16 protein-coding genes are annotated in these 15065 nt (G+C 41.5%); all 16 read right to left on the bottom strand.

What is annotated here, in order from left to right; all coding sequences use genetic code 11:
- Positions 1 to 65 precede the first annotated feature (65 nt).
- The 16 genes from tsf to flhA all read right to left on the bottom strand — a co-directional run bounded on the left by tsf (position 66) and on the right by flhA (position 15052).
- Entirely contained in the window at positions 66 to 716 is a 651-nt protein-coding gene (gene tsf / locus NYR53_RS16005; RefSeq protein ID WP_161405824.1) for a translation elongation factor Ts, read from the bottom strand.
- Between the two features lie 113 nt (positions 717 to 829).
- Positions 830 to 1528: a 30S ribosomal protein S2 gene (gene rpsB, locus NYR53_RS16000; protein ID WP_029195233.1), complete on the bottom strand. Its 699-nt coding sequence runs from the start codon at positions 1526 to 1528 to the stop codon at positions 830 to 832.
- Between the two features lie 250 nt (positions 1529 to 1778).
- Complete coding sequence (locus NYR53_RS15995; RefSeq protein WP_261306052.1) at positions 1779 to 2294, bottom strand: hypothetical protein; 516 nt, start codon at positions 2292 to 2294, stop codon at positions 1779 to 1781.
- Positions 2287 to 2907: a hypothetical protein gene (locus tag NYR53_RS15990; RefSeq protein ID WP_261306051.1), complete on the bottom strand. Its 621-nt coding sequence runs from the start codon at positions 2905 to 2907 to the stop codon at positions 2287 to 2289. The genes NYR53_RS15995 and NYR53_RS15990 overlap by 8 nt, the downstream gene beginning before the upstream one ends.
- A 34-nt stretch (positions 2908 to 2941) precedes the next feature.
- Complete coding sequence (locus tag NYR53_RS15985) at positions 2942 to 3265, bottom strand: hypothetical protein (protein ID WP_261306050.1); 324 nt, start codon at positions 3263 to 3265, stop codon at positions 2942 to 2944.
- Positions 3266 to 3284: 19 nt separating this feature from the next.
- Positions 3285 to 4694 carry a flagellar assembly protein A gene (locus NYR53_RS15980; RefSeq protein ID WP_261306049.1) on the bottom strand — a complete coding sequence of 470 codons (1410 nt, stop codon included), beginning with the start codon at positions 4692 to 4694 and terminating at the stop codon, positions 3285 to 3287.
- 35 nt (positions 4695 to 4729) lie between these two features.
- Entirely contained in the window at positions 4730 to 5518 is a 789-nt protein-coding gene (locus NYR53_RS15975; protein ID WP_261306048.1) for a FliA/WhiG family RNA polymerase sigma factor, read from the bottom strand.
- Between the two features lie 18 nt (positions 5519 to 5536).
- Positions 5537 to 5971, bottom strand: coding sequence for a hypothetical protein (locus NYR53_RS15970; RefSeq protein WP_261306047.1), 435 nt, complete (start codon positions 5969 to 5971; stop codon positions 5537 to 5539).
- Positions 5971 to 6465, bottom strand: a complete 495-nt coding sequence (locus NYR53_RS15965; protein WP_261306046.1) for a chemotaxis protein CheD — start codon at positions 6463 to 6465, stop codon at positions 5971 to 5973. Before NYR53_RS15965 ends, NYR53_RS15970 begins: the two co-directional genes overlap by 1 nt.
- Positions 6462 to 7049, bottom strand: coding sequence for a chemotaxis protein CheC (locus NYR53_RS15960; RefSeq protein WP_437180184.1), 588 nt, complete (start codon positions 7047 to 7049; stop codon positions 6462 to 6464). The genes NYR53_RS15965 and NYR53_RS15960 overlap by 4 nt, the downstream gene beginning before the upstream one ends.
- 36 nt (positions 7050 to 7085) lie before the next feature.
- Positions 7086 to 7547: a chemotaxis protein CheW gene (locus NYR53_RS15955; protein ID WP_057301540.1), complete on the bottom strand. Its 462-nt coding sequence runs from the start codon at positions 7545 to 7547 to the stop codon at positions 7086 to 7088.
- A 27-nt stretch (positions 7548 to 7574) separates the two neighbouring features.
- The gene (locus NYR53_RS15950) at positions 7575 to 9641 is read right to left on the bottom strand and encodes a chemotaxis protein CheA (protein ID WP_261306044.1); all 2067 of its coding nucleotides are present in this window, start codon (positions 9639 to 9641) and stop codon (positions 7575 to 7577) included.
- 51 nt (positions 9642 to 9692) lie between these two features.
- Complete coding sequence (locus NYR53_RS15945) at positions 9693 to 10796, bottom strand: protein-glutamate methylesterase/protein-glutamine glutaminase (protein WP_261306043.1); 1104 nt, start codon at positions 10794 to 10796, stop codon at positions 9693 to 9695.
- Between the two features lie 49 nt (positions 10797 to 10845).
- Positions 10846 to 11715, bottom strand: a complete 870-nt coding sequence (locus NYR53_RS15940) for a MinD/ParA family protein (protein WP_261306042.1) — start codon at positions 11713 to 11715, stop codon at positions 10846 to 10848.
- On the bottom strand, positions 11712 to 13022 hold the full coding sequence (flhF, locus tag NYR53_RS15935; protein ID WP_261306041.1) for a flagellar biosynthesis GTPase FlhF: 1311 nt from the start codon (positions 13020 to 13022) through the stop codon (positions 11712 to 11714). The genes NYR53_RS15940 and flhF overlap by 4 nt, the downstream gene beginning before the upstream one ends.
- Positions 13019 to 15052 (bottom strand): flagellar biosynthesis protein FlhA, encoded by a 2034-nt coding sequence (gene flhA, locus NYR53_RS15930; protein ID WP_261306040.1) that lies wholly within the window; start codon positions 15050 to 15052, stop codon positions 13019 to 13021. Before flhA ends, flhF begins: the two co-directional genes overlap by 4 nt.
- Positions 15053 to 15065 lie beyond the last annotated feature (13 nt).

Here is a 15065-nt window from a genome sequence, read left to right as displayed (position 1 = left end):
AAAACATCTCTCTTATGGGCTAAAAAAGAAGGAACACCAAGTGTTCCATCTTTAGTAAATGCCTATTATAGTTTAACTTGGGACATAACTTCTTCCGCAAAGTTCTCTTGTTTTTTCTCAAGACCTTCACCAAGGCCGAAACGTACGAAACGACGAATGGAGATGTTCTCACCGATTGCAGCGATTTTTTCATTCAACAATTGGTCAATGGTTTTGTCTGGATCTTTAACGAATTGTTGCTCCATCAAGCAGAACTCTTCATAGTATTTACCAATACGGCCTTCAACCATTTTGTCAATGATTTTCTCTGGTTTGCCTTCATTCAAAGCTTGGTTACGAAGAATTTCTTTTTCTTTCTCCAAAGCTTCTGTTGGTACTTCTTCACGGCGAACATAAGTCGGGTTAGCCGCTGCGATATGCATTGCGATGTCTTTACAGAAAGTACGAAATTGCTCTGTTTTACCAACGAAGTCAGTTTCACAGTTAATCTCAACAAGTACGCCTACTTTACCGCCGGCATGAATGTAAGATTCAACTGCGCCTTCTGTAGCAATACGGCCTGCTTTATTAGCTGCTGCAGAAAGACCCTTCTCGCGAAGCAATTCGCCTGCTTTGGTGATATCACCATTTGCTTCTTCAAGCGCTTTTTTACAATCCAACATCCCTGCGCCTGTTTTTTCACGTAACTCTTTCACTTGTGCTGCTGTAACTGCCATTGAAAGAAACCTCCCGATAGTTGTTATTGGTATGTAATACCTATTGATTCTTTAAAAAAAGGGTGGTGACAGGCTGTTACACCTTCCAACCACCCTTTTCACATTCCTATAGATTAAGCTGTTGTTTGCTCACCTTGGTGTGCTTCGATAACTGCATCAGCAATTTTAGCTGTTAATAATTTAACGGCACGAATCGCATCATCGTTACCTGGGATCACGTAATCAATTTCGTCCGGATCGCAGTTTGTATCAACGATACCAACGATTGGGATACCCAATTTGCGAGCTTCCGCAACAGCAATACGCTCTTTGCGTGGGTCGATAATGAAAAGTGCACTAGGCAGACCTTTCATGTTCTTGATTCCGCCCAAGAATTTCTCAAGACGATCTTTCTCTTTGCGAAGAATGATAACTTCTTTCTTAGGAAGAACTTCGAATGTACCGTCCTCTTCCCATCTTTCAAGAGTTTTCAAGCGGTCAATACGTTTTTGAATCGTTTGGAAGTTTGTTAGAGTACCACCCAACCAACGTTGGTTGATGAAGTACATTCCGCAACGTTCTGCTTCTTCAGCAACGGAATCTTGTGCTTGTTTTTTCGTTCCTACGAAAAGAATCGTACCATTATCTTCAGAAACGGATTTAACAAAGTTGTAAGCTTCCTCAACTTTTTTAACCGTTTTTTGTAGATCGATAATGTAAATACCGTTTCTTTCTGTAAAGATGTATTTGTCCATTTTCGGATTCCAACGACGTGTTTGGTGACCGAAATGTACGCCAGCTTCTAAAAGCTGTTTCATGGAGATAACTGCCATCCCCAATCCCTCCTCTAAAATGGTTTATTTGGTATCCGCCGCCTGTCGCATCTTTGCATAAAACTTACCGAAGCAAGCACCATTATGCAAATTGACGGGCGTGAGTTTTTAACACCGTGAATAAATATACCACAACTGAAATGCCTATGCAACCCTTTGTCATGATAGTCATTTTGCCCTACAAATGGGAAGTATATGTAAAGAAACAACAAAAACAGACCTCATGATAAAGATCCATTTGTCGGGCTTTCTATTGAACTGTAATTAAATTGGTCACGACTTTGGGGATATCCGTAACACCTTCAAAAACATGGTAACCAATCTGAATTTTGGTGCTGCCACCTTGTTTATCAAGCTCAGTTATGAAAGCTTTACGATCGGTAATAATGCCAGATTTCACGAGAAGTTCACTGACAGCTGTTGCATCAAGATTTGGCTGTACGTAAATAACTATTTTCGGAGTAACTTCAGGTGTATTTGCTTTGGGCTGATCCTGAGGTTTTGCTGCCGCCAATTTGTCAGTTTCCTCTTTGACCTTTTTCAATACTGCTGCATCGAGCTCCGATTGCGTAAATACTTTTGTATTCTTATCGAACACTTGATAGTACTTCGCAGCTTCTACCTTTAGCTTCTGTGGATCCATTTCATCCAATGCTATTCCCGCTTGACCAGGTGCGCTAGCCCGCACGGACATAATTTGCAGAAGTAAGGCTCCTATAATAATTCCAGTCCCAATTCCAAAAACGTACGACCTATTTTTAAACACGGGCCCTTTCCTCCTGTCTGGATAGTTGAAGGATTAGACTGACCTCGCCTTTATTCATCCCTAGCTTCTTAGCAATAGCTTCGACGCCTTTTCCTTGATCATGTAATGAAAATAGCTCTTGGTATCTGCTCTTCATACTCAATCCAGTATAGATAGGTTCTTCTACTACCGATTCTTTAGCAGGTGCCACAAGCTCAGAAGAAGCGACTTGAACAGAATGGGCTGAATTATCAGTAGGAATTCCCGAGATAACAGCAGGCTGAATATCAGAATGTGCGTCACTTGCCGCGACGGTTCTTTGATTCATTTGATGATTGACATGCACTTTCGTTAATTCCTGCGACAGTTCATGCTTTTGCTTTTCCAATGATTCAAGTCTGCCTGCAAGCTTAGCAAGCTCTATCTCGTAATCTTGTTTCGTTTTGGAGAACAGATTGAGCAGCGTTTGATTTTGTTCATCCATCTCCGCAGCGAAATGCTCGATGGTTTCCTCGATCTCTTGGACTACGTTCGTCTTAGTGGACACTGCCGCTTGCTCTTTAGGCAGGAAACGCGCGTATACAATCAAAACAAGACCTAGAAGTACGACATACATCCACGGCTGCATAGCCATTGGGTTCACCTTTTTCTATGTGTGAGATAACTAGTTATAAGGATAAATCAATATGATGCCCTTTATACGGATGATCTGGTTGATTGGTGCCTTCAGAGGAAGCCGAAACTGTCTTTCCTTTGTTCTTAGCCTTACCTCTATTAGACTCCTGACGCTGGTCGCCATGATCCTTGAGATCTGCACGAACGCTCTCTTCAAGCTTGCTGCTGCGATGGCGATCCTTCTCCGTTGTTTGGGCAGTTTGATTCTCCAAAATCGTTTCGTCCTGCCGTGGCTTTTGCATAAGCTGATTTTGGCGGATGCCCGCTTCATCGTTTTTGTGTACAGCGAACTGTAAATCGATGGCTTTAAAACTCATCGCTTACCCTCTCCTTCACTCACACATAGGCACTCATCGAAATATCGCCTTCACTTAAGCGGAACGTCATACGGCTTGTTGGATCTTTGACAAATTTCGTATACCGGCCAATGACAATTTTTGTTCCCCCGTACATCGTAGACAATACTTCTACTTTTGCTTTTTCGGAGTCTTCTAACGATTTCTCGATCTCAAGAATACGTTCTTTGATGGTATTTTGCTCTTCTAGTGCTTGCTTTTTCGTATGAGTCAGCTTAATTCGCATGGCCACTTTATCCGGGCCTAGTTGACCAGCAGCTGCTAATTGATTTAATAGCGTAAGCGCTTTATCCGTTTTATCCATATTTTCCATGTGTACTTTTAGTTGGTTGCGTAGATCAATCATTTCATTACGAAGCTCTGGAAGAACACCAACTTCAACAACTGTAGCCGTTGACATCGAATTCCCAATTGTCCTCGCAGTGACACGCTCCCCGGCTTGTATGGTCCCTCCGACTATGAGTCCTTTGGAACCACTACAATTTACAGCTTTGCCTGCTCTTATCGTTGAATGCATAATACTCTGAGAAACCGTTAATTCTCCTGCGACTTCAACGATAGCATCTTGAATGAAGGAACTCTTTACATTTTTACCTGCTTTGACATGTGCTTTATTCTGTCCAACAATACCAGCACTAATTTCAATCGAACCTTCAGCTTCAAGTTCTGCGGCTTCCACACCACCGGTGACACGTATATCCCCTGCTGCACGGATTTTAAAACCAGGAAGAACATTTCCTCGAATAACGACTGTACCGATAAAATCAATATTCCCAATATTATAATCAACATTTCCATTCACTTCATAGACAGGAAATACATTAATTTTGTCACGATCTGTTCTTACTACCATGCCATCAATTGTAGAATAAAGGCCCATTTGTTCAGCGTCTGTTACTACATTCTTGCCTACTTTAAATCTCGCTTCTTTCCCTGCTTTAGTAAAAAGAGTCTCACCTGTAACGGCTCTACCCGGTGTGCCTTCCGTTGCCAGAAAACGCTGTCCGATAAGCTGTCCTTTTCTAACATTATGAAGCGATACAACTTCTTTATAATTCACCCTGCCGTCATCCAGCTCTTGAGGTTTTTTCCCATCCTCATCAAAATCAAAAATATATTTAATATAGCCGCTCTGGCCTTCTATTGCCTTCGTTCCCGTTGCAATTGCAACTTTTTGATGATAAAAAGGTTTCGGATTTGCAGCAATTTGAGCAAGTAAAGGTCGATTTAAACCGTTAACGATGTGATTCGTTTGAACTAATTCTTCCAATTGACCTGCTGTTACTTTAAAATCGTCTTCAGCATTGTTAATTAACAAATAAGCTGTTAATTTGTCATCCGAGATGGAAATACTAATGTAGAAATCCAAAGGCATGTTCCTCTCAAGCATAGACAAACCACCTTTCATAACCTTCTAAATGTATATTATGTATCTTGAAATAATTGCGTCTTAAATCGACCTAACACACCTTTAAGTCGAAGAATTGCTTTCGAATGTAATTGAGAAATACGAGAAGGAGACAAACTCATAACCTCAGCAATTTCACTTAAGGAGAGCTCTTCGAAATAGAATAACGAGACAACCGTTCTCTCTTTCTCCGTTAATCGTTCAATAGCCTTCGCCAATGACTCCTTCAAATAAAACTCATTAACTTGAAACTCTGGGTTCTTTGCTTTTTCGTCAACAAGTAATGAAAGACGTGTTTCCGAATCTTCCTCACGGATGGGATCATCAATCGAACAAACGGTGGTAATCGAAATATCCTGAAGCATCTGCTGAAAGTCTTGCTCGCTAATTTGTAAATAGTTGCTAATCTCAGCATCCGTAACGGAACGTAGATACTGCTGTTCGAGCTTCTGGTAAGCATCTTCAACTTTCTTGGCTTTTTCTCTCACAGAGCGAGGTACCCAATCTCCTTGACGAAGTCCATCAATAATAGAACCGCGAATTCTCCAAGAAGCATACGTTTCGAATTGCAGTCCGCGCGAATAATCAAATTTCTCTACGGCATCGATAAGGCCCATCACACCAAAGCTCGATAGATCCTCTCTCGAAACACTCTTGGGAAGTCCAATTGCCATACGTCCAGAAACATAATCGACTAAGGGCAAGTAACTCTCGATAAGCGACTGCTTAGCGGGTACCCAGCCCTGCTCCTTCCATTGCTTCCATAACTCTATGTTAACTAGTTGTGATTGCTTTTGTTCGATCATGATTACGTTTCACCATCCTTAGTCTTCAGACATTCGCCTTAAGGCACCCGCCAGTTGTTCAGGGTCCAAATTATTCTTGGTGACTAGCTTAGGTGGATTCAGTGGTGAAAATTGCATTTCGTTAGATAGTAAAGAGTTATTACTGCCCAGGTTAGCTTTCATCATCTCCCGTGTTTCTTCATCCTCATCTGGTGTAGTCAAATCCAATGATTGACCAACGGACGATTCTGTCGTGGGATTAACATATGATGCTCCGCCTGCAGCATGTTCAGCTCCTATCATTACACCCAACACCCATCTAAAACCAAATGTCAGTACGAATAAAATAAGAAAGCTGTATGCACTTTTAAGACAAGAAGAAAGAAATAAATTATTGCCGATCGATAAGGCAAATGTAAATAAGCCAGCCAAAGATGCTACGATGACATTAATTCGCATGGTTCCTATCATCATTAAATTTCCTTTACTCCTAATTGGACACTTCGAATAACCAGGATGCCAGTTTCACTATGGAATTCTATCGTTCGACCGTAATTAGCCCCGGTATCCTCAGCGCGAATCGGAATTTTGTATTTATTCAACATTTCCTTACAAGATTCTACATTTCTCGGACCAATTCTCATCGTATCATTATTTCCCGCAAATGCAAACATTTGAGCACCGCCAGCAAGCTTAGCTTCTAGCCTATTCACTGTAGCTCCGAGCTTTTCCATTCTGGAAATCAACTCAGGAATAGCTGTATCCGCGTATTTCGCAATGTTCAGCGAGCCTTCACGAGCTATCTCAGAGGAAGGCAGCATGACATGAGCCATACCTGCCACTTTTACGCGGTTATCATATAAGGTTACACCCACACACGAACCCAGCCCCGTTGTCTTCAATACACCTATCTGGTGAGCAACATTCAGGTCAGCCATTCCTACTTTAATTAAATTATCTAACGTCATGGAGACTCTACCCCTAATGCCGAAAATATTTTGCCAAACGATTCCGGATCAGGAATTAAGAAGAAATGCCCTTGTACTTCATTTTCCCCTTCCATAAACTTGGTATCAATGAGAAGTGCTTGATCTCCCATTTGGCCAAATTGCAATAATCCATAGCTTAAAATGGCACCAGCCATGTCAATGGCTAAAGCAGGGACAGTAGGCTGCATATTCAAATTCGTAAAATCAGCAAGAGAGGATAAATAAGAACCGGCTAGAATATTCCCGATTTCATTCAAAGCAGATAATTCCAGTTCTGAATACTCTTCTTGATTTTCGATATTTAACCCAATCAAGTCCCTTAGCATATTTTTGGCAGCATCTAAATCAAGAATAAAAAACATATTTCCAGGCGCGTCTCCATCTACTCGTAAGAAGATCGCAAGAACTACCGTCTCTGCTCCGCCAACACTTTCACAGATTTCTTCGAAAGGAAGCATTCTAACCTTAGGAACAAGCATATCAATCGGCTTATCCAGCAAAGTAGATAGGGCGGTAGCAGCATGCCCCGCACCTATGTTACCTACTTCTTTGAGAACGTCCATTTGAAAATCTTCTAAACGGCTAAACACATCCACAAGCTATTCCTCTACTCTTTCTAACTGTTGAAGTTCATCGCGATCCAAAACTTGCTCTAAATTCAGCAAAACAAGCAATCTTTGTTCGCCGACACGTGCGATACCATCCAGATACTTGGCTTTGATGCCGCCCACAATTTCTGGTGGATTATCAATATTGTCCGTGTCCAGATCGATAACATCATTCGCAGAATCTACGATGAGACCCACTTCAAAGTCACCTGCAGATACAATAATAATACGAGTAGCATCAGAATTAGCTTGCTCTTCAAGTCCAAATCTTGAGCGAAGATCAATAATAGGTATAACAACACCGCGAAGATTAATAACGCCTTTAATAAATGCCGGTGCTTTAGGTACGCGCGTCATTGGCTGCATTCTTTCGATCGTTCTTACTTTCTCAACTTCCACACCGTACTCTTCCGTTCCAAGTGCGAAGACGATTACCTTTTTCTCTTCTCCCATTGTGAAACCCTCCCTAAAAGTATGTAATTATTTAATCAATGCATTTGGATCAATAATCAATGCGACTTGTCCATCCCCTAGTATCGTTGCACCGGATATTGCAAATAAGCCGGATAAATATTTACCTAACGTTTTGAGAACGATTTCTTGTTGACCAATAAATTCGTCTACCATCAAGGCAACTTGTTTATCCCCTTTGCGTACAACAACAATTTCGGTCTCTTCTTCAAGATCCTCATTGAAATCTGGCACATCAAACAACGTACTGAGCGATACAAGAGGAATAACAGAATTACGGTACTCCACCATTTTGTTACCGTGAATGTTGCGAATCTGTTTCTTTTGAATAGCTGATGTTTCAACAATGGATGACAACGGAATCGCATATTTTTCACTACCAAGACGCACAAGCATGGCAGAAATAATAGACAACGTCAGTGGTAATTGAACAGAGAATTTACTTCCAAAACCAGGTTTGGAATCAACTTGAACATGTCCGCCCAACATCTGAATCTTCGTCTTCACAACGTCAAGACCAACGCCGCGTCCAGAAATATCAGAAATTTTCTCAGCCGTACTAAAACCGGATGCGAACAACAAGTTGTAAACTTCCAAATCACTTAGCTTTGCTGCTTGTTCAGCTGTTACAAGGCCATTCTTCAGTGCAGTCTTCAAAACTTTTTCTCTATAAATCCCTCTACCATCTTCTTCAATTTCTATAAAGACATGATTCCCACTATGGAAAGCACGCAGTTGAATGGTACCCTGCTCACTTTTGCCAGCAGCCAAACGATCGCTAATTGACTCAATACCATGATCCACAGCATTACGCAGTAAATGTACTAGTGGGTCACCGATTTCATCAATAACGGTCCGGTCTAATTCCGTTTCTGCACCAGTAATAACCAAATCTACTTTCTTATCTAGCGATTTAGCCAAGTCCCTTATCATCCGTGGGAAGCGATTGAATACAGAATCCACAGGAACCATGCGGAGCTTCAATACAATATTTTGCAAATCGCTGCTGACTCTAGACATATGTTCAACTGTTTCAGTCAGATCATTACGTTTGACCTCACTAGCAAGCTGTTCTAAACGTACACGATCAATTAATAGTTCGCTGAAAAGATTCATGAGCGCATCTAATCGTTCGATATCAACTCGAATCGTACGACTTGCTACAGGAGCCCCACCTGCCGTTGGTTTCGCAGCAGCTGTAACCGGCTCAACACGTTGTACGGTTTCGACGGATACCACAGGTGAGATCGCTTCTGCAACCGCTGCAGCTATTTCTTGTCTTGCCATCTCAACTTCATTTCTTGGCCGGGATAATTCGACAAGCGATTCTGAGTCAACTGTGATAATGACGGCTGATTGGATTTCGGATACGTTTAAAATTTCTTTCTCTAACGTTCCTTGATCCACCTTAGAAATAAAATAAAGCGAGAAGGAACGATCAAACTTCTCTTGTTCGATTTCTTGTACGGATGGCGTCGCTTTTACAATTTCGCCCATTCTCTCAAGTGCATCGAACACCATATAGGCTCTTGCTGCCTTAAGTACACAATTCTCATTTACGCTTACTTCGATATAGAAAACAAGAAAACCCGAATCAATGGACTGTTGAAGAATAGAAAATTGAAACTCATCCACTTCAATACCTTTTGCTGGTTCTTTCGCAGCTGTCACTTCTGGAGCTTGTGCGGTTTTATAGTCACCAGTCACGATGGAACGTAGAGCAGCGACGATTGGTGAAACATCCGCTTTTCCTGTACCGCCTTGAATAATATCTTCAACCATAGACTCTAATGAATCAAGACTTTTGAAAATGCAGTCAAAAATGAATGGGTTCATTTCAATTTTACTGTTACGTACTAAGTCCAACACATTTTCCATCTCGTGCGTTAGGGCAGCGATATCCTCGAAGCCCATTGTTGCAGACATCCCTTTCAACGTATGAGCAGAGCGGAAAATGTTATGCACAATACTAATATCCTGAGGATTGCTTTCTAAACTAAGTAAGTTCTCATTCAAAGATTGCAAATGCTCTTTCGATTCATCGATAAACATGGATAGATATTGACTAAGTTCCAAAACCACACACCTCCAAAAGAATCATTATGTAACCTGTTTACTAATTTTCATTTAATTAAGTACGCATTGCGCTAATCGATTTGCAATATCTTGCTGTGGCAGAACAAACATCGCAGCTTGGATCTCAACAGCAGCTCTAGGCATCCCGTATACGACACAAGTTTCTTCGCACTCGGCAATGGTCGTTGAGACACCGGCTTGCTTTAATGCGAGCATGCCTTTGGCTCCATCGCTGCCCATACCAGTCATCAGGACGATGTGCCGCTTCAACTCACTCATACCAAGTAAGGACTCAAACATGACATCCACCGAGGGGCGGTGGCCAGAACGAGGTTCTTCTTTGGTCAAGCGAATCTTGTACGTTTTATCCGTATCCTTGTAGATGACCATATGCCATCCTCCCGGTGCTACATAAGCTGTTGCCGTTTGGAGCACATCCCCTTCCGCAGCCTCGACTACCTGTATCTGAGAAATGTCATTCAGACGTTGGGCTAATGATTTGGTGAAATTAGGTGGCATATGTTGAACGATTAAGATCGGTGCAGGAAAACCTGCAGGAATATGAGAGATCACCTGATGTAAGGCACGAGGACCTCCTGTTGAAGTACCTATGGCTACTAGATGATCGAAATGCGTAGAAGCAGGCTTTACTATAAGTTTAGTCTCGGGTGTTTTCACCAAGCTAGCATTACTCTTGGCTATTAACGGTTGAGTAACCCTCGGAGACACAAGCTGCTGCGGAACCGGCCTTAACTTCGTCCGAACTGCCATATGCAGCTTCTCATGAAGAAGTTGCTTAACTTTATACAGGTCAAGAGATATGGAACCTGACGGCTTTCGAATAAAGTCGACAGCTCCCCACTCGAGTGCTTTAATCGTTTCTGATGCACCCTCCTGGGTTAAGGAACTTAACATAATGACAGGCGTTGGTTGTTCTGCCATGATTCGCTGTAAAGCATCCAAGCCGTTCATAATTGGCATTTCTACATCCATCGTAACGGCATCGGGGCGTAATAGCTTCACTTGTTCAATGGCTTCTTGACCATTTTTGGCTGTTCCTATTACTTTGTACTGAGGATTATCTGAAATCAAATCACTTATGATTTTTCGCATAAAGACGGAGTCGTCTACGACAAGAATGTTATATGGTGCCAAGCTGCTTCCCTCCCTCTTATGAGCATATTCGACATGATTTGCGAAAATCCTATTTCAAAAGTTTCATCATTTTATTTAAAAAGCCCTTGACACCGGATGATGGCGTTTCGATTACTCGATAACCATTCATATAATTAGCAACTAACATTTGAAGACTTCGTGATGCAGCTGAATTCGGAAAAGCAACCGTAAAAGGAATTTGCTTTTTAACCGCCTTAGACACAGCCACGTCATCATCAACGAATCCTAGTGTAGGGATATGGATATCCAGAAATTGTTTAGCTACTAAAGAAATTTTATCAGCCGTGTGCTTACCTTCTTTTGCATCGGTTACTCGGTTAATAACAAGTTTAAAAGAAACATCATGTCCCATGGAGTTAACCATTTTTATAATGGCATAAGCATCTGTTATGGAAGTAGGCTCAGGCGTTGTTACTACAAACGCTTCTTCGGCAGCAAGTATAAATTTCAGCGTTTCTTTGGACAATCCGGCCCCTGTGTCAAAAATGATAAAATCAACATATCCGTTAAGCTGCATGACTTGCTCGGCAAAGTAGTTCAGTTCTTCATCGGTTAATCGAAGTAAATCGTTAAAGCCAGACCCACCTGCTATAAAATCTAAATCATTGTAGCCTTTCTGGATAATTTCCCAGATCGTTTTTTCCTTTTTCAACAAGTGATATAAATTGTATTTGGAAGAAATCCCCATCAGCACATCGATGTTGGCAAGCCCAATATCTGCATCAAAGACAAGAACCTTATAACCTTGGGACTGAAGCGTTAAAGCAAAGTTTAGCGTAAAATTGGATTTACCTACGCCTCCCTTTCCGCTAGTCACGGTAATAATCCTGGTTGCTTTTGTGCCTTTGTCATTCTGTAACTGTACCAGGTTCCGCAACCCTTCTGCTTGATCCTTCATGCTTTAGGTTCCTCCAATAACAAATCGATGATTTGCCACTCATTCATTTCTGTAATATCGTCGGGTACACTTTGACCGTTCGTAACATACGAAAGTTGTAGTGAGAACTCGTTAACAATATTTACAATAGCACCGTAGGAGTCAGTTTCATCCATCTTGGTGAATAATACTTTGTCTAGCTTAAACTTATTAAAATTATTCGTGATCGCTCTCATGTCCCGATACTTTGTTGTTAAGCTCAAAACCAGAATGGTCTCACTATTTCCTTGTGTCTTAAGCAAAGAGTTAAGTTCCGAAACATACATTTCATTGCGAAAATTACGACCAGCCGTATCCATGAAAATGACGTCACATTCTGCTAGATTATGAAATGCTTTCGCTAAATCCTGAGGTGAGAAAACAACTTCAAGTGGGACATTCAAGATTGTTCCATATGTTTTTAACTGCTCAATGGCCGCAATTCGATACGTGTCTGAAGTAATAAAGCCAACCTTACGTTGATACTTCAACACTTGTTCTGCTGCTAACTTTGCTATGGTTGTCGTTTTTCCAACTCCTGTTGGACCTACAAAATGTACTACGCGAGTTTCTGGAGAAATTTGTTTGCTGCGTTCAGACTGAAGCATTTGCCCAAGTTTGGATCGTACGACTTGAACAGCTGTCTCGTCTGTTACAGGCTCATCTGCAAGCTGAAAATCGGCAATAACTTCATCCATGATTTGACGTACTAATGTAGGATCAACTTCTTGGTCTATTAATCGTTGTTCAATCTTCTGTAATGGTTCAGGGAGATTTGACTCCTCGGACGCATGAGTAAGCTTTCTCATCATTTCCTTCATTTGTTTGAGCTCCTCCAAGAGGTGCTCATCTTTGAGAATAGCTCTATTAGGCGTATTTACTGAAACCGGTGAGTAAGACTGCTGTGAAGCAAAAGTTTTTTGCGTCTCAACACCTGCGCTTACGGTAACTGGTTCTTTTTTGATTGCAACAGGAGCGATCACATCTGGGACTTCTGGAAAATCAGATAGATGAGATTGGGCTTTTGGAATTTGATCTTGACTCATGACTCTTTGCTGTTGAGACTGAGGCTGAGGTTGGGGTGTAAACCGCTGAGCAGCCCCTCCTTGATTCGTGTTTGCTCCATCAATTGCTGCGATAACTTCGATCTTTTTCTTACCGAATAGACCAAGAAAACCCCCTGTGCGAATTTCCTTGGTATTGAGGATTACAGCATCCTTGCCTAAATCCGTGCGAATTTTTTGTAAAGCGTCTGGCATGGAATCGACAACGTATCTTTTTACTCTCATAAATTGACTACCCCCATACTCTGAATTTCAACGCTAGGCTCTAATTCGCTGTAGGACAATACTGGAATATCTTGCAAAGTTCTCTCAAGCAATTGTCTTAAATACATCCGAATCGTTGGTGAGGTTAAAATAACTGGCTGTTGTCCAGATTGAATTAATTTAGAAACCTGCTCACTGACACGGTGATAAATAATTTGTGAAGAGGATGGGTCAAGTGCTAAATAGCTGCCTTGGTCAGATTGCTGAACAGAATCCGCAATTTTCTTTTCTACAGAAGGACCAACCGTAATGACTTTTAGGGAATCTCCTAAAGAAGTAAACTGTTGAGTAATTTGTCTAGACAGTGATTGTCTTACATACTCAGTCAGTATTTCCGGATCCTTCGTATAAGAGCCATAATCAGCAAGTGTTTCTAATATCGTTACCAAGTCACGCACAGAAATTTTCTCACGCAGTAACTTAGCCAATACCTTTTGAACGTCCCCCACCGACAACACGGAAGGAATAAGATCATCAACAAGTGCTGGATATGACTCGCGAACATTCTCAATAAGTGCTTTAGTTTCTTGACGACCCAGAAGTTCATGTGTATGTTTCTTAATAATTTCGGTTAAATGTGTAGCCACTACTGAAGGAGGATCAACGACTGTGTAGCCAGATAGCTCCGCTCTTTCTTTGGTCACTTCATCTATCCATATAGCAGGCAATCCAAAGGCAGGCTCAGTCGTTTCAATGCCTGCAATTGAATCATCATCTATGCCAGGACTCATGGCTAGGTAGTGATTAAGAAGTAGTTCGCCGCGTGCTACCGTATTGCCTTTTATTTTGATGATATACTCATTCGGCCGCAGTTGAATGTTGTCGCGAATACGAATTACGGGTACAACAACCCCAAGTTCAAGCGCACATTGTCGGCGAATCAAAATAATCCGATCTAGTAAATCCCCACCTTGTTGAGTATCAGCAAGAGGTATTAAACCATACCCGAATTCAAATTCAATAGGATCGACTTGTAATAAGGAAATGACACTTTCAGGACTACGAACTTCCTCAATTTGCTGCTCTTCAACCAATTGTTCTTCTTTGATCGCTTCGCGCTCCAAATTCTTTTGCATTTTAAAAGCGGCGTAAATTAACAATCCGGCAATCGGGAACGTAGTGTACCAATGAATGGGTGTGAATAGGCCAAGCACCATAAGAGTACCTGCAACAATATAAAGAAGTTTAGGTTGTCCGGTTAACTGTTTGGTGATATCGTGACCTAAATTTCCTTCTGATGATGCCCGAGTTACGATAATACCCGCAGCCGTTGAAATCAACAGAGCAGGAATTTGACTGACGAGTCCATCACCAATGGTTAGAATCGAGAATGTTTCTAGTGCTTTGGTAAAAGACATCCCTTTCATCGTCATCCCAATAATGAAGCCACCAATCAGATTGATGACAAGGATGATGATACCGGCAATGGCATCCCCTTTAACAAACTTACTTGCACCATCCATAGCTCCGTAGAAATCAGCTTCTCGTTCAATCTTTTGTCTACGTTCACGAGCTTGGACCTCGTTGATTAAGCCTGCATTCAAATCTGCGTCAATACTCATTTGTTTTCCCGGCATCGCATCGAGTGTAAATCTCGCTGCAACCTCGGCAACGCGCTCAGAACCTTTGGTAATTACGATGAATTGTACCAAGACAAGGATGAGAAACACGACGAATCCCACAACGATATTGCCTTGAGCAACGAAAGAACCAAAAGTTCTGACCACGTCGCCTGCTTCTGCATGCGACAAAATGTTCCGCGTAGTGGAGACGTTTAACGCTAAACGAAACAATGTCGTAATCAAAAGTAAAGAAGGGAAGATTGAGAACTGAAGCGCTTCTTTTGTATTCATAGCAACCAAAATAATCATTAAAGCAATCGATATATTTATTATTAATAGAAAATCCAGCAAAGGGATTGGAACCGGTACAATCATCATTAATACAATACCGATAATACCTATAAGAACCAATAAATCCTTGATCTTCATCTGATTGTACCCC

The organism is Paenibacillus andongensis (genome assembly GCF_025369935.1).
Lineage (GTDB): Bacteria > Bacillota > Bacilli > Paenibacillales > NBRC-103111 > Paenibacillus_E > Paenibacillus_E andongensis.
Note: the sequence above shows the minus strand (reverse complement) of the source record. Positions and strands in the feature narration are given on the sequence as shown.